This is a genomic window from Paenibacillus sp. J22R56 (assembly GCF_056269375.1).
In genome coordinates this window covers 162,587-184,884 of sequence record NZ_JBWDNV010000009.1, presented here as the reverse complement: position 1 = coordinate 184,884, position 22,298 = coordinate 162,587, and the positions used below count along the sequence as shown (strand labels likewise).

23 protein-coding genes are annotated in these 22,298 nt (G+C 46.4%); all 23 read left to right on the top strand.

Annotated features, from left to right (window positions below; genetic code table 11):
• The first annotated feature begins 21 nt into the window (after positions 1–21).
• The 23 genes from flhA to proS all read left to right on the top strand — a co-directional run bounded on the left by flhA (position 22) and on the right by proS (position 22,268).
• Positions 22–2,055, top strand: a complete 2,034-nt coding sequence (gene flhA, locus AC0YNT_RS21980; protein ID WP_475806542.1) for a flagellar biosynthesis protein FlhA — start codon at positions 22–24, stop codon at positions 2,053–2,055.
• Positions 2,052–3,284: a flagellar biosynthesis protein FlhF gene (gene flhF / locus AC0YNT_RS21975; protein ID WP_475806541.1), complete on the top strand. Its 1,233-nt coding sequence runs from the start codon at positions 2,052–2,054 to the stop codon at positions 3,282–3,284. The genes flhA and flhF overlap by 4 nt, the downstream gene beginning before the upstream one ends.
• On the top strand, positions 3,277–4,149 hold the full coding sequence (locus AC0YNT_RS21970) for a MinD/ParA family protein (protein ID WP_475806540.1): 873 nt from the start codon (positions 3,277–3,279) through the stop codon (positions 4,147–4,149). Before flhF ends, AC0YNT_RS21970 begins: the two co-directional genes overlap by 8 nt.
• Before the next feature lie 28 nt (positions 4,150–4,177).
• A complete protein-coding gene (locus AC0YNT_RS21965; protein WP_475806539.1) occupies positions 4,178–5,473 on the top strand; it encodes a protein-glutamate methylesterase/protein-glutamine glutaminase in 1,296 nt (431 codons plus the stop codon).
• 36 nt (positions 5,474–5,509) lie between these two features.
• Complete coding sequence (locus AC0YNT_RS21960; protein ID WP_475806538.1) at positions 5,510–7,573, top strand: chemotaxis protein CheW; 2,064 nt, start codon at positions 5,510–5,512, stop codon at positions 7,571–7,573.
• 13 nt (positions 7,574–7,586) lie between these two features.
• Positions 7,587–8,048: a chemotaxis protein CheW gene (locus tag AC0YNT_RS21955; protein WP_167280731.1), complete on the top strand. Its 462-nt coding sequence runs from the start codon at positions 7,587–7,589 to the stop codon at positions 8,046–8,048.
• Between the two features lie 35 nt (positions 8,049–8,083).
• Positions 8,084–8,671, top strand: a complete 588-nt coding sequence (locus AC0YNT_RS21950; protein ID WP_167280895.1) for a chemotaxis protein CheC — start codon at positions 8,084–8,086, stop codon at positions 8,669–8,671.
• Positions 8,668–9,162 (top strand): chemotaxis protein CheD, encoded by a 495-nt coding sequence (locus tag AC0YNT_RS21945; RefSeq protein WP_475806537.1) that lies wholly within the window; start codon positions 8,668–8,670, stop codon positions 9,160–9,162. The genes AC0YNT_RS21950 and AC0YNT_RS21945 overlap by 4 nt, the downstream gene beginning before the upstream one ends.
• Before the next feature lies 1 nt (position 9,163).
• Positions 9,164–9,595 (top strand): hypothetical protein, encoded by a 432-nt coding sequence (locus tag AC0YNT_RS21940; protein ID WP_475806536.1) that lies wholly within the window; start codon positions 9,164–9,166, stop codon positions 9,593–9,595.
• A gap of 5 nt (positions 9,596–9,600) precedes the next feature.
• On the top strand, positions 9,601–10,371 hold the full coding sequence (locus AC0YNT_RS21935; protein WP_167280728.1) for a FliA/WhiG family RNA polymerase sigma factor: 771 nt from the start codon (positions 9,601–9,603) through the stop codon (positions 10,369–10,371).
• A gap of 15 nt (positions 10,372–10,386) precedes the next feature.
• Entirely contained in the window at positions 10,387–11,793 is a 1,407-nt protein-coding gene (locus AC0YNT_RS21930) for a DUF342 domain-containing protein (RefSeq protein WP_475806535.1), read from the top strand.
• A gap of 60 nt (positions 11,794–11,853) precedes the next feature.
• The gene (locus tag AC0YNT_RS21925; RefSeq protein ID WP_475806534.1) at positions 11,854–12,180 is read left to right on the top strand and encodes a hypothetical protein; all 327 of its coding nucleotides are present in this window, start codon (positions 11,854–11,856) and stop codon (positions 12,178–12,180) included.
• Positions 12,181–12,211: 31 nt separating this feature from the next.
• Positions 12,212–12,772, top strand: a complete 561-nt coding sequence (locus AC0YNT_RS21920; RefSeq protein ID WP_475806533.1) for a DUF6115 domain-containing protein — start codon at positions 12,212–12,214, stop codon at positions 12,770–12,772.
• Positions 12,765–13,310, top strand: coding sequence for a hypothetical protein (locus AC0YNT_RS21915; RefSeq protein ID WP_475806532.1), 546 nt, complete (start codon positions 12,765–12,767; stop codon positions 13,308–13,310). Before AC0YNT_RS21920 ends, AC0YNT_RS21915 begins: the two co-directional genes overlap by 8 nt.
• 184 nt (positions 13,311–13,494) lie before the next feature.
• On the top strand, positions 13,495–14,193 hold the full coding sequence (rpsB, locus tag AC0YNT_RS21910; RefSeq protein ID WP_015844998.1) for a 30S ribosomal protein S2: 699 nt from the start codon (positions 13,495–13,497) through the stop codon (positions 14,191–14,193).
• Between the two features lie 105 nt (positions 14,194–14,298).
• Complete coding sequence (gene tsf / locus AC0YNT_RS21905) at positions 14,299–14,949, top strand: translation elongation factor Ts (protein ID WP_167280723.1); 651 nt, start codon at positions 14,299–14,301, stop codon at positions 14,947–14,949.
• 106 nt (positions 14,950–15,055) lie between these two features.
• Complete coding sequence (gene pyrH / locus AC0YNT_RS21900) at positions 15,056–15,784, top strand: UMP kinase (RefSeq protein WP_167280722.1); 729 nt, start codon at positions 15,056–15,058, stop codon at positions 15,782–15,784.
• A complete protein-coding gene (gene frr / locus AC0YNT_RS21895; RefSeq protein WP_167280721.1) occupies positions 15,784–16,338 on the top strand; it encodes a ribosome recycling factor in 555 nt (184 codons plus the stop codon). The genes pyrH and frr overlap by 1 nt, the downstream gene beginning before the upstream one ends.
• Before the next feature lie 65 nt (positions 16,339–16,403).
• Positions 16,404–17,171 carry an isoprenyl transferase gene (locus AC0YNT_RS21890; RefSeq protein ID WP_167280720.1) on the top strand — a complete coding sequence of 256 codons (768 nt, stop codon included), beginning with the start codon at positions 16,404–16,406 and terminating at the stop codon, positions 17,169–17,171.
• A gap of 27 nt (positions 17,172–17,198) precedes the next feature.
• Complete coding sequence (locus AC0YNT_RS21885) at positions 17,199–17,993, top strand: phosphatidate cytidylyltransferase (protein ID WP_475806531.1); 795 nt, start codon at positions 17,199–17,201, stop codon at positions 17,991–17,993.
• Positions 17,994–18,320: 327 nt separating this feature from the next.
• A complete protein-coding gene (locus AC0YNT_RS21880) occupies positions 18,321–19,460 on the top strand; it encodes a 1-deoxy-D-xylulose-5-phosphate reductoisomerase (protein ID WP_475806530.1) in 1,140 nt (379 codons plus the stop codon).
• Between the two features lie 86 nt (positions 19,461–19,546).
• Positions 19,547–20,812 (top strand): RIP metalloprotease RseP, encoded by a 1,266-nt coding sequence (rseP, locus tag AC0YNT_RS21875; RefSeq protein WP_475806529.1) that lies wholly within the window; start codon positions 19,547–19,549, stop codon positions 20,810–20,812.
• A gap of 7 nt (positions 20,813–20,819) precedes the next feature.
• Entirely contained in the window at positions 20,820–22,268 is a 1,449-nt protein-coding gene (gene proS, locus AC0YNT_RS21870; protein ID WP_475806528.1) for a proline--tRNA ligase, read from the top strand.
• Positions 22,269–22,298: the final 30 nt, after the last annotated feature.

Here is a 22,298-nt window from a genome sequence, read left to right as displayed (position 1 = left end):
TGAAAGGGAGAAGACAACATCATGAAAGTAAAAGATATTGCTATCTTAGCTGGGATTATCGGCATCGTACTCATGATGGTCATCCCTATACCTACATTGCTTCTCGATATATTGCTCATCCTGAACATTTCGATCGCGCTCATGATTCTGCTGATTGCGATGAATACGAAGGAAGCCCTTGATTTCTCGATCTTCCCGGCAATCCTGCTCGTCACGACTTTATTCCGGCTCGCACTTAACGTGTCCACAACACGTAACATCTTACAGCATGGGCATGCCGGTGAAGTCGTTCAGACGTTTGGATCATGGGTTGGCGGTGGGGAAATCGCCATCGGCTTCGTCGTCTTCCTCATCCTGGTCGTTGTCCAGTTCATCGTTATTACGAAAGGTTCGGAACGGGTAGCGGAGGTTGCAGCCAGATTTACACTCGACGCCATGCCCGGCAAGCAAATGAGTATTGACGCCGACCTGAACGCAGGACTGATCAATGAACAGCAGGCGCGCGAGCGCCGCTCGAAAATTGAAAGAGAAGCGGATTTCTACGGCTCGATGGACGGTGCAAGTAAATTCGTCAAAGGCGATGCCATTGCTTCTATTATTATCTTGATCATCAACTTGGTAGGTGGATTTATCATCGGGATGGCCATTCATGGAGACTCATTCCAAGATGCCATTCACACCTATTCCATTCTGACGATTGGTGATGGTCTGGTCAGCCAGATTCCTGCTTTGTTAATTTCGACTGCAGCCGGTTTGATCGTAACCCGTGCAGCATCAGATGGTAACTTTGCACAGGATGTTACGCAGCAGCTGCTTAAATATCCGAAGCTTCTATATATCGTAGCTGGAACGATCACGCTGCTTGGCGTGTTTACACCAATCGGCATCCTACGTACTATTCCTTTTGCCGGATTGCTTATATTTGGAGCATGGAAGATGCAGAAGACGATTGCGAAGCAAATGCAGCAAGAGGAACTACTGGAGGAGGAGCAGCAAATCGAAGAGGTTCGCAGTCCAGAAAGTGTTATCAGCTTGCTGCAGGTCGATCCAATCGAATTCGAATTTGGTTATGGTCTTATCCCACTTGCTGATACCCAGCAGGGTGGTGATTTGCTCGATCGGATTATTATGATCCGCAGACAATGTGCATTAGAGCTGGGGCTCGTTGTTCCAGTCATTCGGATTCGAGATAATATTCAGCTTAAACCAAATGAGTACGTCATTAAGATAAAAGGCAACATCGTTGCTCGCGGTGAGCTTCTCCTAAACCATTATCTCGCTATGAGTCCAGGGTTTGAGGATGAGTCGGTGATCGGCATTGAAACGACAGAACCGGCCTTTGGCCTTCCGGCTATATGGATAGATGAGGCAATGAAAGAGAGAGCGGAGATATCGGGCTATACAGTCGTAGATCCACCATCCGTAGTTGCGACTCATTTAACGGAAGTAATTAAGCGTCATGCTCATGAACTGATTGGACGCCAAGAGACAAAAGCTTTGGTAGAGAATGTGAAAGATGCTTATCCAGCTCTTATCGAAGAACTTATTCCTTCTATTCTATCAATTGGAGATTTGCAAAAAGTATTGGCGAAGCTGCTTCGTGAGAAAGTATCCATTCGGGATCTTGTTACCATCTTCGAATCATTGGCTGACCAAGGTCATTATACGAAGGACCCGGACATTCTTACGGAATATGCCCGCCAGGCGTTGTCTAGACAAATTACCCAGCAATTCACTTCTTCAGGAAACATGCTGAAAGTCATTACGGTTGGACCTTCGCTCGAGAAGAAAATTGCAGAATCCGTCCAACAAACCGATCAAGGCAGCTATATTGCTCTCGATCCGGTTGCGACTCAGCAAATCTACCAAAAGCTGAATGAACAGGTATCACGCCAAATTCAATCCGGCCAGCAGCCAGTAGTACTGACATCACCGACGATTCGTATGTATTTGAGACAAATCGTAGAACGGACGATGCAGGATGTACCCGTATTATCATACAGCGAGCTAGAACCTAATATTGAGGTTCAAAGCGTAGGGGTGGTGAACTTATGAGAGTAAAACGTTATGTCGTGAATGCCTTGCCTGAAGCCTTACCGATGATTCGGAGCGAGCTTGGAAAAGACGCCGTAATCCTTAATACAAAGGAAGTTCGCATCGGTGGATTTATGGGCATGTTTCGTAAGAAGAAGATGGAGGTCATCGCAGCGATAGAGTCTGGAGCGCCTGCTCCGGCAGCTGCTTCTCAGCCGCGTCAAGCTGCAGCGGATGTTCAGCGTGTGGTTCATGCGATTCAAGAGTCGAAGAGACAGGCTGCAACAGCTACAGCGGTCTTAGAGCCTCCTGTCGTGCAGACTCCTACACCATCCATACCAACTGCACCTGTATCTCAACCGCTAAATAGAATCAATGATGATCTGCTTGAAGAAATTCGTCACATTAAGCTGTCTTTGAAACAGCTTTCGATGCATAGGCCAGAGATCGATAAACCTCTAGCGATTCAAGCTCTGTATAGCCGATTGGTTCAGCAGGAGGTTGAGGCAGAACTTATTGATCGATTAGTTGACGCGGTAAAGGAGAAACTTGCGGGCAATCCGGAGCTGCTTAATCCACAAGACATTTGGAGCATAGCACGTGGTCTGTTGAACGAATGGCTGGCACCACAAGCCAATCACACCATCAATCATTCTGCGAGAATCGTTCATTTTGTTGGTCCAACTGGAGTTGGCAAGACAACAACGATTGCCAAACTTGCTGCCGGGCAATCGATCAAGTTCGGCCGCCAGATTGGTCTCATTACTTCTGATACTTATCGAATTGCAGCGGTCGATCAACTTAGAACCTATGCGAACATTTTGAACGTACCAATGGAAGTTGTATTCTCGCCGATGGATCTGCCGAAGGCATACAAGCAGCTTGAGGATCGAGAGCTCATCTATATGGATACAGCCGGCCGGAATTTCCGCAATGAGCTCCATGTATCGGAAGTGAACAGCTTGTTGCAGTCCAATGAGCAAAGTGAAACCGTACTTGTACTGAGCTTGACCGGCAAAACGAAGGATATGATGGCTGTTGCCGACAACTTCGTGAAGTATGGTGTAAGTAAAGTGCTCTTCACCAAACTGGATGAGACATCGGTGTATGGCGCGATCTTTAACCTGGCATTGTTATACGAATTAAAGCCGGTGTTTATTGCAAGCGGCCAAACGGTTCCAGATGATATTGGTCCGTTTGACGCCGAGCGTTATATCGATGCGCTGCTGGGGGCTCCTGCCGATGAATGATCAGGCTGAGGCGCTGCGCAACATGGTGAAGATGAAGATGGGACAAGATAAAGCCCGCCCAACTCGTATCGTGACGATCACGAGCGGGAAGGGAGGAGTAGGCAAATCGAATTTCAGCTTGAACTTTGCCATCACGCTTCAACGCCTAGGGAAAAGAGTGCTCGTATTTGATGCCGATATCGGCATGGCAAATATCGATGTGCTGATGGGGGTCAGCTCCCCCTATCATCTCTACCATCTATTTAAGCAGGATAAAACAATTTGGGATATCATCCAAATGGGACCTTCGGGAGTCCATTTTATCGCAGGTGGTTCAGGGTTTCAGGATTTGCTTGAACTCTCGTCAGAACAACTGGATTGGTTCGCTGAGCAGATTGGCAAGCTGCAAGGCGAATATGATTTCATCTTGTTTGATACAGGGGCAGGGTTATCTAAGGAGACGCTTAAGTTTATATCGGCCGCGGAGGAAACAATTGTTGTCACAACACCTGAGCCTACCGCGATCACCGATGCTTATGCTCTTGTGAAGATGGTCAAATCAATGGGCGTTAACGCTTCATTCAAGCTCATCATTAATCGTGCAACAGATCGAAGAGAAGGCATTCAGACGGCGGACAAAATCAATCTTGTAGCAAAAAAGTTTCTGCAAGCAGAGCTCCCGACATTAGGTGTTATATTGGATGATCCGAATGTAACAAAGGCTGTGAAACGACAAACGCCGTTTACAGTTGCCTATCCGGGAAGTGATGCAACTAGAGGAATTGAGGAGATAGCTCGCCGGTACCTGGAGATGTCTTCACCCGAGCCTGCTGCTGCAACTGGTATTAAAGGTTTTATACATAAAATGTTCAAGCTATCGCGGTAGTGATTTGTACATAAGAGGGGGGAACAGAATGCTTCCTTATCGCGTGCTTGTCGTGGACGATTCGCCTTTCATGAGGAAAATATTTAGCGATTTGATCGTACAGGACCCCCAATTTACGATTGTGGCAACAGCATCTAATGGACTCGAAGCGATAGAGGCTGTGAAGAGGTGGAAGCCGGATGCGGTAACGCTTGATCTTGAAATGCCTGAGCTGAACGGAATTGATGCGTTGCAGCGCATTATGAGTGAACAGCCGACTCCAATTATCATGCTGTCGGGTATTAGCGAAGAGAACACAAGAGAGACCATCAAGGCGCTCCAGTTTGGGGCATTTGACTTTATTCGTAAGCCCATGGGAGCATTCTCTAATGACATCGTTCGAGTTGGAGAGCTGTTGCTGGAAAAACTAAGAATCGCTGTTTTGATGAAAAGGTATTCTTCCATTAATGGGATAGAGGACACGCCTGCTCTTCCAAAGGCAAAGATAGAACGATTGCCGTTGGTTAAGAGGGCAAATCCTTTAGAAGAAGAGAGCAGCCGCAAGAAAAGGTTGCTGCAGCCCGAACAGCAGGCGGAAGCTCGGGAAGCGGTTTCGCCAGCGCAAGAGGTGAAGGTTTCCAGTCCTATGAAAAAGCTGCCGAAACTCTCCAATGAGGAGAGAATTCCACTTGTACCTGTAGCGGCAGCTCTAGAGGATAGCACGAGTGGGAAGCAGCCGAAGAAGAGATTAAAAGCTGCAGATCAATTCGACCATGTTATTGCAATTGGGACCTCCACGGGTGGACCACGTGCACTACATGAAGTGATTTGCTCTCTTCCAGCAGAGCTTGCTGCACCGGTCTTAATTGTTCAGCATATGCCTCCCAAATTCACAAAGTCGCTTGCACAGCGGCTGGACAGCTTCAGTGATCTGGAAGTCATTGAAGCGGCACAAGGAGATCGGCTGAAGGCAGGTGTAGTCTACGTCGCGCCTGGCGGTCATCATATGGAACTGGCGAAAGACCAAACAGGCTATTATGTGCAGCTTACTCAGAAGCCACCTCGAAACGGCCATCGCCCTTCAGTGGATGTGTTGTTTGAATCTTTAACTCCGTTTGATGAACTACGACGCCATGCTGTCATTATGACAGGGATGGGCAGCGACGGAGCAAAAGGGATGAAAGCTCTGGTCGACAGCGGGGCAGAATCGGCAATTGCCGAATCGGAACAAACCTGCGTCGTTTACGGAATGCCACGTAGTGCCATTGAGAATGGCTGCGTGAAGACGGTATTACCTTTGCAGCAGATTGCTGCAGAGCTGCAGCAAGCGGTATTGAAAGGATAATAGACGATATAAAGTCCTATCAGGAGGTGCGACAAAATGGATATGAACGCCTACTTGTCAATGTTTATCGACGAGTCCAATGATCACCTGCAATCTTTGAATGAAAATCTGCTACGCCTCGAAAGCGAACCGGAGGATCTGTCGATCGTCCAATCGATTTTCCGTTCAGCCCATACGCTTAAAGGTATGTCTGCAACAATGGGGTACGAAGACCTCGCTTCTCTGACACATGAGATGGAGAATGTCCTCGATCTTGTACGTAATAGCAAGCTTAAAATGGATAGCTTCATCTTCGATACACTGTTCAAAGGACTTGATGCTCTGGAAGCAATGGTCCAGGATATCGTAGGGGGAGGAACGGGTAAAGCGGATGTAACTTCGCTGGTAGCTTCCCTTCAGTCGATTGTAAAAGGAGATTATAAAACATCAGGGACTTCTGTAGTAGCATCGCCGGCAGCCCCGAATGGCCAGCAGGCAACTGGTCCTGCGTTACTAGACGAATTCCAAACCTCTGTTATTCAGCAATCTATCGATAGCGGACATAATGTTTACTTTATTGAAGTTGAGGTCCGTGAGGATTGTGTATTGAAAGCAGTTCGTGCCTACATGGTATTCGACCTGCTGGGGAAGAACGGCGATATTATAAAGTCAGAACCGCCGGTAACGGATTTAGAGCAGGATAAGTTCGACCGCTCCTTCACAGTGTTTACTATCTCGACCTTATCTCAGCAAGAGCTTGAAACACAACTCTCCGCTATTTCGGAGATTGAGAAGGTTTCGGTTGCCTTGCTGGATCTCGAATCGCTAGCCATGTTGAATAATGCTGCCAAAGAGCAATCTCCTGCAGCTGCTCCAGTTCAAGTGGAAGCGGCAGCGAAGGAGGAAGCTAGCAAGCAGGTTACAACAGCGCGTTCGCAGGCAGCAGCTGCTTCTGCAGCACCAGCAGCCGTTTCAAAAACGATTCGTGTTGATATTGACCGGCTTGATGCACTGATGAATCTGTTCAGTGAGCTGTTGATAGATCGAGTAAGACTAGAGCAGCTTTCCAGTGAGATCCGCCGTAATGATCTGACAGAGACCGTAGAGCATATGACTCGTGTCAGCTCAGATTTGCAAAATATCGTTTTGAAACTAAGAATGGTTCCGGTAGATTCGGTATTCAACCGATTCCCGCGTATGATTCGGGATCTAGCCAAATCACTTGATAAGAAGATCGATCTGGTTATTACCGGTGCAGATACAGAGCTTGATCGGACCGTCATTGATGAGATTGGTGATCCACTCGTTCATTTGCTTCGCAACTCGGTCGACCACGGTATTGAGACGGTGGGAGAACGGATTGCGGCAGGCAAATCCGAGACAGGTACGATCAATCTACGTGCTTACCATAGCGGCAATCATGTATTCATCGAAGTAGAAGAAGATGGACGTGGCGTTAACCAAGAGAAAGTGCTCCAGACGGCCATTAAGAATGGAGTAGTAACAGAGGAACAGTCCAAGCAGCTGACTAGTGAAGATATCAACATGTTGATATTCGCACCGGGCTTCAGTACAGCTGACAAAATCTCGGATATTTCAGGACGCGGAGTAGGTCTTGATGTAGTAAAATCGAAAATCACTTCACTTGGCGGCAACGTTACAATTGACTCCGTTCAAGGACGAGGAACAAAGTTTGCCGTGCAATTGCCTCTGACGCTATCTATCATTTCGGCAATGCTGATTAAGCTAGGTTCAGAGAAATATGCCATTCCTCTTACTTCGATAGTAGAGACAGGTATTATTCAAAAAGAGCAGATTTTGAACGTTCACGGTAATCGAATGATTCATTTCCGCAACGCGGTTATTCCTTTGGTTTCTCTAAGTAAAGTCCTTGAATCTCCGGACTTTAACGAGCATAACGAATCAGAAACAGAGATTGTTGTTATTCGTAAAGGCGATAAATGGGCAGCTGTCACGGTGGATGAGTTTATCGGGCAAAGCGAAATTGTTTTGAAGACGCTCGGCAAATATTTGACCAATATCGAGGCAATTTCAGGTGCAACTATACTTGGCGATGGCCAAGTGGCACTCATCATTGATCCTAATGCTTTAATCAAATAGGGAGGGCTTACCGATGGGAGAAGAATTAAAAGTTATCGTATTTACACTGGCACATGAGGAATATGGCATTGAGGTTGATAAAGTTCGTACGATCGAACGCCTAGCCCCAATTACTCGGGTTCCGAAAACTCCTTCCTTCATTAAAGGTGTTATCAATCTGCGCGGTATAGTTGTTCCTGTCATTGATTTGCGCGGACGTTTTGGTCTTCCTGAATCCACAACAACAGAGAACAGCCGGATTATCGTAGTCGCGGCTGCTGATATGGAAGTTGGCTTTATCGTAGATTCTGCTAATGATGTGGTTGATATCGATACGGATACCATTGATTTACCGCCGGAAATTGTCGGAGGAATTAAAGCGAAATATTTAAGAGGGATTGCCAAGTTCGGTGACAACCGTTTGCTCATTATGCTGAACTTGTCCGAAGTGCTGAATAAGAGCGAAATTATTCAACTCGAACAGTTAGAGGTGTAGGTGTGGACGTCTTTAATCGATTCAAAGCGTTTGAGATGGATGTTCTGAAGGAAGTAGGCAACATAGGAGCGGGTAATGCAGCTACTGCATTATCCCGCCTTCTGGACAAGCCGGTAGACATGGCGGTGCCTAAGGTCAGCCTGCTGCCGTTTGAAGAAGTTGCTGATCGTGTGGGCGGTTCCGAACAAGTTGTCATCGCGGTTTTTCTTCGGGTAGAAGGGGAAGCGCCAGGCAATATGTTCTTTATTATTCAAGAAGAGGCAGCCAAGCGACTGCTTGGACAACTGCTTTCTCTTGAAAACGAAGCACCGGACAATTATTCCGAAATGGAGATGTCTGCGCTTTGCGAGATCGGTAATATTTTGGCGGGCTCCTATTTATCATCCCTAGCTGACTTTACAAATTTGTCGATGGCACCTTCGGTTCCCGCAGTTGCTAGAGATATGGCAGGACCTATCCTAAGCTACGGGCTTATGCAATACGGAGAAATGGGAGATTCCGCATTACTTATAGAAACAACGTTTCTCGAAGACAAGGAGGAGCTGGAGGGACATTTCTTCCTCATTCCAGATCCGGATTCCTTCTCTAAAATATTTCAATCCTTGGGAGTACTGACCGAATGATCCAACAAGATGTGATCAAGGTCGGCATGGCAGATTTAAAATGGGCTGCGGGCGGAGCACATCTACGGACAACAGGGCTAGGCTCTTGTGTCGGTCTGACGTTATACGATCCTGTTGCACGAGTTGCAGGAATGGCACATGTTATGCTGCCATCTTCAGAAATTGCCAGAGAGTCGACAATGAATATTGCCAAATATGCGGATACGGCAATTCCTGAGCTTATTGGGCAAATGAAAGCAATCGGGGCGGTAGTTAACCGCCTTGTGGCCAAAATGGCGGGTGGAGCACAAATGTTCGCCTTTTCAGGCCAATCGGATTCGATGCGAATCGGACCACGTAATGTAGAATCCTGTTTGGGAATTCTCGCGAACTATTCCATTCCTGTCTTAGGGCAGGATACAGGCGGGAATTATGGCCGCACGATTGAAATTGACAGCATGAGTGGAGTATTGACGATAAGAAGCGTGCAGTTTGGGATAAAGGAGATTTGAAATGGTTGGAAATTGGCGATGGAATGTCGGCTTGGGGATTATTGGCGCGGTACTAACCTTATTATTTTCGATTGGTAAAAACCCGCTGTCTGTCATGCTGATGCGCAGCATGTATGCTTTCATCGCCTTTGTAGCGATTGCATTTGTAATGCGGATTGCACTGGCCTTTATACTAGCCCCGCCAGTCATGCATCAAGAAGAGACAGCACAAGAGGATGGCAAAGGCACGCAGTTGGATCTGCAGACTCCTGATGAGAGTGAAGACCTCAATCAGCTGCTTCGATCACAGCTTGATAGCAATCATCAGCAAGAAGCAGAACAGTCGGAGCAATTGAAGCAGTTTAAACCGTTAACACCGCCTAAGCTTGTTTCGACCCAGAATAAAGAGCCTGAGGAATTGGCTAAAGCCATTCGTCATATGACAGGAGGGTAAGTGACATGATCGCAACTGCAAATTTAGAAATGTGGCGAGCGTGGAAAGAGGAAGGCGACCTAGAAGCCAAGAAACGTCTAATTGAGCAGTTCTTGCCTTTGGTCGATTATGTAACGAACCGAATGGCGATTGGACTGCCGAAAAATGTGTTAAAGGATGACCTCGCCAGCAATGGAGTGATGGGACTCATTGATGCCATCGAGAAATTCGATTATTGCCGAGGTTTGCAATTTGAGACATACGCATCCTGGCGTATTCGCGGGTCGATCATTGATGGCCTGCGCCAAGGGGACTGGGTGCCGCGCTCAGTTAGAGAAAAGGCGAAACGAATTGAGGAAGCCTATCAAAACTTGGAGCAAAAATATTTGCGTTCGGTAACGGATGCAGAAATAAGCCATCATTTAAATGTAAGTGAAAAAGAGTTTACGAATATGCTCCATGAAATCGCAATCACGACGGTTTGCTCATTGGAAGATCCGATCAGGGAGGAAGAGTCGGAGACAAGGCTGTCGCTGCTCATTGATGAACGGGCGAAAAACCCGGATCATAAAGCTCATGAGTTTTTCTTGAAGGACTCACTGATCAGCGGAATTGAGAAATTAACGGAGAAGGAAAGAACCGTTATCTCTCTCTTCTATTATGAAGAATTATCGTTAAGCGAAATTGCGGAAGTGATGTCACTTTCCCCTTCCCGTATATCTCAGTTGCATTCAAAAGCGATCTTAAGGCTTCGTGGTGCACTGGCGAAAAATAAAGAACAATTATTGCAGCATTAGAAGGGAGTGGGCAAGGTGGATGACCATTTATTAGAGTCTTACTTGCGTATCCAGATATCTGCTGATAAGCTGTCTGCCTTCCTGACCTTTAACCGGATCACCGAAGATTTCGACTGCACTCCCGGTCAATTGGAACGTTTTGTACGCAGCAAAGGTGTTGTATTTGGAATACGCACAAGTGTGTTACATGAGATTTGCACCAATACGCTTGCTTATTGTAAAGAGCAAACGTTAATAGCCATGGGTACTCCGGCAACTCCAGGCAAGGACGGTTCAATCCGTTTTGCCTATGATATGAAGGAGCAATCCCAGCGTCCGGCAGAACTGGAGGACGGCAAAGTTGATTTCAAAGAAGTTTCGCGTTTGAAAAATGTGAAGCGTGGTCAATTAATTGCGGAGCGGGTGGAAGCTTTATTTGGTGCCCCCGGAATGATGATTACGGGTGAAGAAATCTCAGCTAAACAAGGCAGACAAGCTAGGTTTAAAGTAGGGAAAAACGTTGTCGTGAACGAGGATCAAACGGCGATGTATGCCTTAATTGACGGCCTTATCACGATTACTGACAAAGAGAAAGTAAACGTTTTCCCGGTTTATGAAGTGAACGGGGACGTTGATTATAGAGTCGGCAATATTGATTTTGTCGGTACGGTAGTCATCCGTGGGAATGTATTAAGCGGATTCCGAGTGAAAGCTTCCGGAGATATTCGTGTTATTGGCGGAGTAGAAGGAGCTGAACTGGATTCTGAAGGCTCAATCGAGATTACTGGCGGTATTATGGCGGGTAACAAGGGCTACATCAAAGCACAAAAGAATGTAAAAAGCTCCTTCATTCAAGACTGTAACGTCATTGCTGGTGAGGATGTTCTGGTATCGCAAAGTATCATGCACTCGAATGTCCGGGCAGGCAGAAACGTTATTTGCCAGGGGTCGAAGGGACTCATTGTGGGTGGTTCAATTCAAGCGGTCGAGCAGGTCTCTGCGCGAGTGGTTGGCAATACGATGTCGACAGCCACTTCTATTGAAGTAGGGGTAAGACCGGAGTTTCGCTCAGAGCTCCAAGAGCTGCGATTAAAGCTTAGGCAGAACATGGATGCGATGGATAAGACAGAGAAAGCGCTTGCTATTCTTGATCAGCAGGCAGCTTTAGATCAACTTACTGATCAGAAGATGGCGATGCGCATTAAACTCGGTGCAACTAGACGTCAGACTACCGCTGAGAGCGATCAGATTAGAGAGCGTATTCTTGAAATTGAGAAATCACTGGAAGATACCGACAAATCCAAGGTAGATATCAGCCATACGGTATATGGCGGTATTAAAATTGTAATCGGCCGATATACCCGTTTTATCAAGGATCCCGTACAGCGTGTTTCATTCCGTTATTCGGAAGGTGATATTGTACAGTATCCTTTGTTTACGTAATCTCATTGTTTTCTTTTAATGAAAAATATTAACTGGGCTGTTACGAGAGGAGCTGAGCGAATGCCTTTTAAGCCAATTGATTTGCAATGGTCGATTCCACGAACACTTGAAGCAAGTGGGACACAAAGTCAGACTAACCATAAGCCTATTGCGGAACAGACAAGAATGGCAGAGCTGGCATCCAAACAAACGGAACAGTTACGAAGTAAAAATACCGGTGTTGAGCAGACTGGCGGACCAAATGTACGCAATGATCGAGATCGGCAGAGCGGTAATCCCTATTTGGCAAAGAGGAAACGTAAGCCCGATGAATCCCAGGGCATAACTGAAGAAAGCCGCCAGGCCGAGCATCCCTATAAAGGGCATCATGTGGATATATCGTTATAGCATCAGCAATGCTTTGTAGGGGGTGTGTATTATGTCTAACTGGTCTTATATTGTACTTCTTGGTGCTGTTGTAGTCGTAGCCTCGCTATTCCTTCCACGGAAACAGCAGCAGTCACAGGAGTCAAAAGATACTCGTAATATGGAAATTGCTTTGGAGCAGTTTATGGAGAATACGGAGCAGGATCATCAAGACCTTGTGAAGCTTGTAACGGTTCTTCGAGAAGAAGGAAAAACACAAACCGAGCAAAGTAAACAGCGATTGATGGAAATCGAGAACAAATGTTCGCTATTGGAGCAACAGCTAGGTTTTCTACAGCAACAGCGTCAGAACGACTTGATGGTTGCCCAGGCCTATTCTGCACCGATACAGACAGCTGCACCAGCTTTCCAAGCAGCGACAGTTGAATCTACTGTTGAGGATCCTGAACCTCAACAAGTAGTATCGGGCATTCAATCGCGTTATGCCGATTTATTCGAGCTGTACAATCAAGGAAAGTCAATTGAGGCTATCGCTAAAAAACTGAGTATGAATAAAGGGGAAGTGCAACTGATCTTGCAACTGGCTAAGCAGGAGGAGAAGGTCTATGTTTAAGAACCGCTCCTTTGTAGCTGGACTAGGTGCAGGGATCATAGCTGGTGCTATTCTTCTGCAGATTATGCAGATTGGGGACGAGAGCCAGCAGAAGCTTTCTGATGGATATAAGGATGGAGAGCCTAAGCTCTATACGCAAGCGGAACTAGATGATAGGATTGCTGAGGAACGTGCAAAGGCTGCTGATGTAGATGCTGTTGAATCAGCCAAGCCATCGGAGACTCCAACTGATGAAGCTGCAGCCACGCCAGCAGCTGAGGAAAAGGATACCAAGGCAGAAGAGCAAGCAACAGTCACAGTGAGGGCAGAGACTAAGCGTAAAATCCATATTACAGGCGGTATGAACTTAACAGATACGGCTGAGCTGCTTAAGGAGCAGAAACTGATTGCAGATAAATCGGCTTTTATCGCTAAGATGAAGAAGAAGCCTGTTCGCGCAGGTTATTTCTTGTTTGAAGGCAATCCAACCGTAGATGAAGTCATTCAGATTATTACAAGCCAGCCCGTTTCAAAGGCAGAATTTGATCAGGAGAAGTAGGCACCGGAAATTTTCGACAAACTTCTGTTGCACCGTGTTGTCATATATGTTATATTAATTGTCGGTGTTAAAAACACACGCCTATTAATTCCGTTAATGGTGCTTCCGGTCGCCGGAAGTTTTAGCGGAAGATGCGATGGGCGGAGGTAATTACTCAAAAACCATAACAGGAGGTGTGTTGAATATGGCGGTTATTTCCATGAAACAACTTCTCGAAGCTGGTGTGCATTTCGGTCACCAAACTCGTCGTTGGAACCCTAAGATGGATCGTTATATCTTCACAGAAAGAAACGGAATTTACATTATCGACCTGCAAAAAACAGTTAAGAAAGTCGAAGAAGCTTACAACTTCGTACGTTCTGTAGCTGCTGAAGGCGGCACTATGCTGTTCGTAGGTACGAAAAAACAAGCTCAAGATTCAGTTAAAGAAGAAGCTGAGCGTTGTGGCAACTTCTACATCAACCAACGTTGGTTGGGTGGTACGTTGACTAACTTCCAAACGATCCAAAAGCGTATTGACCGTCTGCGTCAACTCGAAAAATGGTCGGAAGACGGAACTTTCGAAGTTCTGCCTAAAAAAGAAGTTATCATTCTTAACAAAGAAAAAGACCGTTTGGAAAAATTCCTCGGCGGCATCAAAGGCATGAAAGGTCTGCCTAGCGCTTTGTTCATCATCGATCCTCGTAAAGAGCGTATCGCTGTTGCTGAAGCACGCAAACTCGGTATCCCAATCGTAGGTATCGTTGATACTAACTGCGATCCGGACGAAATCGATTATGTAATCCCAGGCAATGACGACGCGATTCGCGCAGTTAAATTGCTGACGTCCAAAATGGCTGACGCTATCGTTGAAGCTAACCAAGGCGAGCAAACAACTGCTTAATCCGAAATAAATTGCTACAACAAAGGGTGGTCAGAAGGTGAAAGCCTCTCACCGCCCTTTTTTTGAACGTAAAAACTAAAAATGGAATTTCCAGGAGGGCTTATTATGGCAGTATCCGCTAGTGCAGTTAAAGAGCTTCGTGAAAGAACTGGAGCAGGTATGCTCGATTGCAAGAAAGCATTGGACGAAACAAACGGTGATATCACAAAAGCAATCGAATTGCTTCGTGAGAAAGGCCTGTCCGCAGCTGCAAATAAAGCTGGTCGTATTGCAACTGAAGGCGTTGTTGAATCGTATATCCATGCAGGCGGCCGTATCGGCGTACTTGTAGAAATCAACTGCGAAACTGACTTCGTTGCGAAAACAGATCAATTCCGTACTTTCGCACGTGATATCGCTATGCACATCGCTGCAGCTAACCCTAAATTCGTTCGTCGCGAAGAAGTTCCTGGTGACGAAATCGAAAAAGAGCGCGAGATTCTGAAAGCTCAAGCGCTGAACGAAGGCAAACCAGAAAAAATCGTTGAGAAAATGGTTGATGGCCGTATCTCTAAATACTACGAAGAGTACTGCTTGATGGAGCAATCCTTCGTTAAAGACCCTGACAAAACTGTCTCGGCTCTTCTGAACGAGAAAATCAGCGCTATCGGTGAAAACATCTCGATCCGTCGCTTTGTTCGTTATGAACTGGGCGAAGGCTTGGAGAAAAAAGTGGATAACTTCGTTGAAGAAGTTATGGCTCAAGCAAAACTGTAAACCGAACGCACAGGCGGGGCGGGGCGTTCGCCCCGTCCCTTTTTCTAAATAAAGATCATTATAGGATGTTACCTCGCCCGCGAGGTACAAGATGGAGGTAGGGACGATGGGACAGCCTGTTTTCAAAAGAATAGTTCTGAAAGTAAGCGGTGAATCTTTGTCAGGAGATCAAGGCTACGGCATTGAAGCTTCGGTCATTTCAGAAATCGCTGATCAAGTGAAAGAAGTAGTTGCACTTGGCGTTGAAGTCGCTATCGTTGTTGGCGGCGGCAACATCTGGCGTGGTATCGCCGGTACGGCGAAAGGTATTGATCGTGCTACTGCTGACTACATGGGCATGCTGGCAACTGTTATGAACTCACTTGCACTGCAAGACGCACTTGAGCAAATTGAAGTGCCAACTCGCGTTCAAACTTCAATTGCTATGCAGCAAATTGCGGAGCCTTACATAAGACGCCGCGCAATCCGTCACCTTGAGAAAGGCCGCGTTGTTATTTTCGCAGCTGGTACGGGTAACCCGTTCTTCTCGACGGATACAACTGCAGCACTTCGTGCGGCTGAGATTGAAGCAGAAGTTATTCTAATGGCTAAAAACAAAGTGGATGGCGTATACTCTGCTGATCCATTCAAAGATGCAACAGCTGAGAAATACGAAGAATTAACGTATATGGAAGTTCTGAACAAGAACCTTGGTGTTATGGATTCAACGGCATCGTCGCTTTGCATGGATAACAATATTCCGCTCGTCGTGTTCGCGATTACTGAAAAAGGGAATATTAAGAGAGTCGTGCTTGGTGAGAAGATTGGTACTATTGTGAGAGGAAGTGCGAAATAATGCCGCAAACCGTTAAAAAGAATGCAGAAGATCGTATGGAGAAAGCAATTCTCGCTTTGAAACGTGATCTGGCTACACTTCGTGCAGGACGGGCAACGCCTGCTTTGCTCGATCGTGTTCAAGTTGAATATTATGGGGCACCTACGCCCGTTGCGCAATTAGCGAATATTAATACACCGGATTCCCGTACACTGTTTATTCAGCCTTGGGATAAAACATCAATCGCAGCAATCGAGAAAGCGATTATGAAATCCGATCTTGGCCTTACACCATCCAATGATGGCTCGGCTATCCGTATTACATTGCCTCCTCTGACGGAAGAGCGTCGTAATGACCTTGTGAAAACAACGAAGAAATTCGGTGAAGATGCTAAGGTTGCGATCCGTAACATCCGTCGTGATGCAAATGATGATATTAAAAAGATGGAGAAAACGACTGTTTCTGAAGATGAGTCACGTCGCCATCAAGAAGACATTCAAAAAGCAACAGATCGTTTCATTGCGGAAGTTGATAAAGTACTTGTTGCAAAAGAGAAAGAGATTCTGGAAGTATAATTGCACCTACAGCCCCTCCGTAAGGTGGGGTTTGGTTTTTTGAAATCCGGGTGGGAGGAACAAGCATGATCAGTCGAATTTTGGCCAAACTTGGCAAATCGTCCTCGAAAGAGGCTGAACCGTTTTTGGCAACTGACAATGTTCCGAAGCATATCGCCATCATTATGGATGGTAACGGACGTTGGGCGAGGAAACGTGGACTTCCACGGATCGCCGGCCATCATACTGGTATGAAGACGGTGAAGCGAATCGTAATGGAAGCAGATCGTCTTGGTGTCAAGTATTTGACATTGTACGCTTTTTCCACAGAAAACTGGAAGAGGCCTAAGGACGAGGTTGATTTCTTAATGAAGCTTCCTCAGCAATTTTTGGAAATTGAGCTGGAAGAGCTCGTTGAAAAAAACGTTCAGGTACGCATGATGGGTCACAAAGAAAACCTCCCGTCGTTTACCTTGAATGCTGTTGAAGAAGCGATTACGAAGACAGCTAATAATACGGGACTCGTACTTAATTTTGCTCTTAATTATGGCGGTCGTAGGGAAATGCTGGAGGCTATTAAAGAAATTGCTGCCGATGTACAGGATGGACGATTATCTACGGAACAGATTGATGAACAGCTGTTATCCAGCCGTTTGCTCAGCGGGGATATTCCGGATCCGGACTTATTGATTCGTACAAGTGGCGAATTAAGGCTTAGTAATTTCATGCTGTGGCAGCTTGCCTATAGCGAAATGTGGTTTACGGACGTGTACTGGCCAGAATTCAATGAGACACATCTGCAAGAAGCAATACAAGAGTACCAGCGCCGCGCTAGGCGTTATGGCGGTTTATAAGCATCGATATCGGAGTGTGACCATCACTTGAAACAAAGAATCATTTGGGGACTTCTTGCCGGTGCGGCCTTTGTCGCATTACTGCTTGCCGGCGGATGGTTGTATGCAGCTACGCTTGTATTGCTGGCTTTACTCGGCTTTAACGAGTATACGAAGATGAATGGGCACACATGGAATGAACCGGCTTCGTTGCTGGGTTATGCAGGTGTGCTGTTGTTCGTGCTTCCGTGGAAGCTTATGGGCGTAGATTCACCCTCTGCGATTACCGTTCTTTGGACATTGGCATTCTTGCTCTTAGCTGTCACGGTATTCACCAAAAACAAAATAACCATCGACGGCGCCTCGCTAATGTTGTTAGGCGCTTTATATGTAGGTTACGGCTTCAGTTCGATGAATGCAGTAAGGGATCTCGAACATCACGGCATCTTCTGGTCGTTTCTTATTATAGCTTGTAACGTTGCATCCGATGCGGGAGCTTACTTCGTCGGACGAGCAATCGGCAAGAATAAGCTATGGCCGTCTATAAGCCCTAACAAGACAATTGAAGGGGCTGTCGGTGGTGTTGTCCTGTCGGTCATTACAGCTTTTGTATTCGCTATCTGTGCGCCTCATATCATAGAGATCACTAATGCATTATTGATTGGTCTCATTGTAGCGGTAGCCGGACAACTAGGGGACCTTATTCAATCCGCTTACAAACGCGTCCGCAACATCAAAGACTCTGGCTCGATCTTACCAGGCCACGGCGGTGTTCTCGATCGTTTCGACAGTTGGATTATCGTATTCCCGTTGTTAATCCTTACAGATCTTCTACCTACATAAAGAATTGAAGTATGCTGGTGTGGATAAACGTAAACATGGTAATAATGACATGTTCATAATGTTTACACTGCTCTCCATCATTTATTTCTTGGCGTCTCCGACTTGGAAGGAGTGCCTTAAGTGTTTGCTCATGGGCATGAGAGCGGAGCGAGAGTGTCATGGTGGAGAAACGAAGTGTTCGCCTTTGTCTATGAATTTCAACCGCTAAGCGGATTGAGATCAAGAAATTCAGAGACAACTGCAATCGAAGCCATGACATTTTTGCGCAGAGACCCAGTCCCATCAGTAGAACAGTAACACGCATCAAACGAGTTCCAGGAGGAATCCATGAAAAAAATCACCATCTTAGGCTCAACCGGCTCCATCGGCACTCAGACGCTGGATGTTATCGCGAATGATCCGGAGAGTTACCAAGTCGTCGGCTTATCAGCAGGCAATAACTTGCCTCTGGTGATCGAGCAGGCGAAGCAATTTCGTCCTTCAACTGTATGCCTATCCACTAAAGATTTAGCGGAGCAGGCCAAGGCTGAATTGCCATCTGGCATTCAGGTGCTGTACGGTGAAGAAGGGCTTGTGGAGATTGCAGCGAATAATGATGCGGATGTCGTTGTTACAGCTATTGTTGGAAGCCGCGGATTACCCGCAACACTTGCAGCGATTGAAGCAGGCAAAACAATCGGTCTAGCGAATAAAGAAACGCTTGTAACGGCAGGTCATATTGTAATGGAACGTGCCAAGCAGAAAGGTGTTTCCATTATTCCAGTCGATAGCGAGCATTCGGCAATATTCCAATGCTTAAATGGTGAAGACCGTAAAGCGTTACAACAGCTTACTCTCACGGCTTCTGGCGGTTCATTCCGTGACCGTTCACGGGAACAGTTGGTTGGTGTAACGGTTGAGGAAGCGCTGAATCATCCGAACTGGTCAATGGGAGCTAAGATTACAATTGATTCCGCAACAATGGTGAACAAAGGTCTTGAAGTAATCGAAGCGAGATGGCTATTCGATGTGACATACGATCAGATTAACGTACTCATCCATCCGGAGAGTATTATCCATTCGTATGTTGAATTCAGTGATAACAGCGTCATAGCACAGCTTGGATTACCGGATATGCGTGTTCCTATTCAATATGCGCTAACTTATCCGAAACGTTATCCAACACCTACAGGCAGGCTTGATCTTGCTGCCATAGGCAAGCTTCATTTCCGTGAGATGGATTTTGTGAGATATCCTTGTTTGAAGCTCGCATTTGATTGCGGAAGAGCAGGGCTGTCAGCTCCAACGGTCTTCAATGCTGCGAATGAAGTTGCTGTAGCTCGATTTTTAGATGGAGAAATTGATTTCTTAGGCATTGAACGAGTGCTGGAACGCGTATTGGAGCGACATTCCGTAACAGCAGTAAATGATTTGCAGGCGATAGCAGAAGTGGATGAATGGGCTCGTAAAGAAGCAACAGTCATCTAGCTTCAGCTGTAACCTGCGGTTCTCTTGTGTCGTACGGGAGAATAATGATAATCTATGTACAGGCCGTTACGAACAGGAGGCTCGTTATGGAGATGATTCGGGTCGTTTTTATGACCGTGCTCGTATTTTTTGTTATTGTAACCATCCATGAATGGGGACATTACTATTTCGCCAAACGCGCTGGAATACTAGTTCGGGAATTTGCAATTGGCTTTGGTCCAAAGCTGTTCTCAATTAAGCGTGGTGAAACCAGATTTACGCTAAGACTCGTACCGGCCGGCGGATTCGTCCGTATGGCAGGAGAGGATCCAGAGATTGTAGATGTTACTGTCGGACAGACGATTGCTCTTCGTGTGAAGAACAACCAGGTTACCCGAATATATCTCGATCGGCTGGATGAACGCAGTGGTGTTGTTCGAGGAGAAGTAACTGCGATTGATTTGGAGAAGGATTTGTTCGTTACCCTTGATGTGGAAGGGGATCAGGAACGGTTCGCTGTTCATCCAACCGCGCTTCTTATTTCAAGAGGGAAAGAGACCCAAATCGCTCCGATTGACCGTCAATTCGGAAGCAAATCGGTTGGCGCACGTGCGTTATCGATCTTCGCCGGCCCACTGATGAACTTTGTGCTTGCGTTTATTTTGTTCATGGTATACATACAGATGGCAGGCACGCCGCAAGGTTTGCTCGTTGATAAAGTAACCAAAGGGATGCCGGCTGAGCAAGCTCAGCTGCAGCAGGGAGACTTGATTGATACTGTTAATGGAGTCAAGATCGGTACCGATTATGACAAAATGATAGATATCATCGGAGCATCTGCTGGTAAAGCTATTCAACTCAATGTAATCCGCGATGGAGCTCTTCAACCTATTAAATTGACTCCGGTAGCGGATGATCAAGGTGTCGGTAAGGTAGGTATAACGGCTGCTTATCAATTCCGCAGCGCCACGGTTGGCGAGACCATTACAGGTGCAGCCAAGCTGATGAAGACCATGACAGTGAGTATTTTTGAAGGCTTCAAGAAGATTATTATTGGAGATTTCAAGCTTGACGATTTAGGCGGCCCAGTCCGCACAGCTGAAATGACAAGTGAGATTGCTCGTAAAGGTATTACCGATTTAACGTCATGGACGGCTTTATTAAGCCTGTATCTTGGCATTTTCAACTTGTTGCCTATTCCCGCGCTTGATGGCAGCAGGCTTATATTCCTTGGTCTCGAGGCGGTACGCGGACGTCCGGTTAATCCAAACCGGGAGAGCATGGTCCACTTCATCGGATTTGCATTAATTATGCTGCTGATGCTTGTTGTGACTTACAACGATATTTTGCGATTGGTACGAGGGGAGCCATAAGTCGGTTATGTCTAAGGATAAACAGTTTGTTACCGAAATTACGCCGCAAGGTGAGGATTTTTCAAGATGGTATCTAGATGTTATTAAAAAAGCAGAGCTCATGGATTATTCGCCGGTACGGGGCTGTATTGTTTTCCGTCCAGAAGGCTATGAGCTATGGGAAAATATTCAACGCGATCTGGACCGCCGTTTCAAAGAAACCGGTCATCGCAACGCCTACTTCCCGCTCTTTATTCCGGAGAGCTTCTTCCAAAAGGAGAAAGAGCATGTTGAGGGCTTTAATCCTGAGCTGCCATGGGTAACGGAAGCTGCAGGCGAGAAGCTGGAAGAACGTCTTGCTATTCGTCCAACTTCAGAAACGATGTTTGGACATATGTATTCGAAATGGATCCAATCGTATCGCGATTTGCCGCTCTTGATTAACCAATGGGCGAATGTTGTACGTTGGGAAAAACGTACACTGCCATTCCTTCGTACAAGCGAATTCTTATGGCAAGAGGGCCATACGGCTCATGAGACAGAAGACGAAGCTCGCGAAGAAACGATGAAGATGCTTAGCGTGTACCGTGAGTTCGTTGAGGAATTCCTTGCAATTCCGGTAATCGAAGGGGAGAAAACTCCTTCCGAACGTTTTGCAGGTGCGGTAAACACCTATTCGATCGAAGCGATGATGAAAGACGGTAAAGCGGTTCAAGCCGGTACTTCCCATTATCTTGGTACTAAATTTGCAGTAGCTTTCGACATCAAATATTTGGACCGTGAGAACACGCTTCAATTCGCGCATACCACATCTTGGGGCGTGAGTACACGTCTGATTGGTGCTATGATTATGGTTCATGGTGACGACCGTGGTCTGGCTTTGCCGCCTAAGGTTGCACCAACTCAAGTCATTATGATTCCAATTGGTCCGGCCAAAACCCGTGATCAAGTCGTTGGCCGTGTTGACGAACTGTTTGCTGAGCTTAAGAAAGCCGGCATCCGTACTCGTGTAGACGACCGTTCGGACGTCAGCCCAGGCTGGAAATTCAACGAATACGAAATGCGCGGTATTCCGCTTCGCCTTGAACTTGGACCTCGCGATATGGAGAATGGCCAAGTCGTACTTGTATCACGGATTAGCGGGGAGAAGAGAATCGTTCGCCAGGACAACCTAATTGCTGAAGTGGAAACGATGCTCGCTGATATTCAACATGAAATGTATGAGAAGGCGAAGAAATTCCGTGAAGATAATTTCTATGATGTAGATACACTTGACGAGATGAAAGCTTCGATGGAAGAGAAACGTGGATTTGTACTAGCTGGCTGGTGTGGTTCCGGAGCTTGCGAGAAGCAAGTGAAGGAAGAAACAGGCGCAACAAGCCGTAACATTCCTTTTGAACCGGAGAAGAAGAAGAGCAAATGTCTCGTCTGCGGAGAACATGCAGAGCACACGGTCGTATTTGCACGTGCATACTAATAGCTTCGATCGGATTGGATCGTACAGGAG

What these genes read in the sequence shown, in the direction of transcription:
- rpsB (WP_015844998.1), top strand. Translation starts at nt 13,495, where the DNA reads ATGGCGGTTATTTCCATGAAACAACTTCTCGAAGCTGGTGTGCATTTC.
- AC0YNT_RS21920 (WP_475806533.1), top strand. Translation starts at nt 12,212, where the DNA reads ATGTCTAACTGGTCTTATATTGTACTTCTTGGTGCTGTTGTAGTCGTA.
- AC0YNT_RS21970 (WP_475806540.1), top strand. Translation starts at nt 3,277, where the DNA reads ATGAATGATCAGGCTGAGGCGCTGCGCAACATGGTGAAGATGAAGATG.
- AC0YNT_RS21940 (WP_475806536.1), top strand. Translation starts at nt 9,164, where the DNA reads ATGGTTGGAAATTGGCGATGGAATGTCGGCTTGGGGATTATTGGCGCG.
- AC0YNT_RS21945 (WP_475806537.1), top strand. Translation starts at nt 8,668, where the DNA reads ATGATCCAACAAGATGTGATCAAGGTCGGCATGGCAGATTTAAAATGG.
- AC0YNT_RS21935 (WP_167280728.1), top strand. Translation starts at nt 9,601, where the DNA reads ATGATCGCAACTGCAAATTTAGAAATGTGGCGAGCGTGGAAAGAGGAA.
- proS (WP_475806528.1), top strand. Translation starts at nt 20,820, where the DNA reads ATGTCTAAGGATAAACAGTTTGTTACCGAAATTACGCCGCAAGGTGAG.
- AC0YNT_RS21950 (WP_167280895.1), top strand. Translation starts at nt 8,084, where the DNA reads ATGGATGTTCTGAAGGAAGTAGGCAACATAGGAGCGGGTAATGCAGCT.
- AC0YNT_RS21880 (WP_475806530.1), top strand. Translation starts at nt 18,321, where the DNA reads ATGAAAAAAATCACCATCTTAGGCTCAACCGGCTCCATCGGCACTCAG.
- AC0YNT_RS21965 (WP_475806539.1), top strand. Translation starts at nt 4,178, where the DNA reads ATGCTTCCTTATCGCGTGCTTGTCGTGGACGATTCGCCTTTCATGAGG.
- pyrH (WP_167280722.1), top strand. Translation starts at nt 15,056, where the DNA reads ATGGGACAGCCTGTTTTCAAAAGAATAGTTCTGAAAGTAAGCGGTGAA.
- flhF (WP_475806541.1), top strand. Translation starts at nt 2,052, where the DNA reads ATGAGAGTAAAACGTTATGTCGTGAATGCCTTGCCTGAAGCCTTACCG.
- AC0YNT_RS21925 (WP_475806534.1), top strand. Translation starts at nt 11,854, where the DNA reads ATGCCTTTTAAGCCAATTGATTTGCAATGGTCGATTCCACGAACACTT.
- flhA (WP_475806542.1), top strand. Translation starts at nt 22, where the DNA reads ATGAAAGTAAAAGATATTGCTATCTTAGCTGGGATTATCGGCATCGTA.
- AC0YNT_RS21915 (WP_475806532.1), top strand. Translation starts at nt 12,765, where the DNA reads ATGTTTAAGAACCGCTCCTTTGTAGCTGGACTAGGTGCAGGGATCATA.
- frr (WP_167280721.1), top strand. Translation starts at nt 15,784, where the DNA reads ATGCCGCAAACCGTTAAAAAGAATGCAGAAGATCGTATGGAGAAAGCA.
- AC0YNT_RS21960 (WP_475806538.1), top strand. Translation starts at nt 5,510, where the DNA reads ATGGATATGAACGCCTACTTGTCAATGTTTATCGACGAGTCCAATGAT.
- AC0YNT_RS21955 (WP_167280731.1), top strand. Translation starts at nt 7,587, where the DNA reads ATGGGAGAAGAATTAAAAGTTATCGTATTTACACTGGCACATGAGGAA.
- rseP (WP_475806529.1), top strand. Translation starts at nt 19,547, where the DNA reads ATGGAGATGATTCGGGTCGTTTTTATGACCGTGCTCGTATTTTTTGTT.
- AC0YNT_RS21890 (WP_167280720.1), top strand. Translation starts at nt 16,404, where the DNA reads ATGATCAGTCGAATTTTGGCCAAACTTGGCAAATCGTCCTCGAAAGAG.
- tsf (WP_167280723.1), top strand. Translation starts at nt 14,299, where the DNA reads ATGGCAGTATCCGCTAGTGCAGTTAAAGAGCTTCGTGAAAGAACTGGA.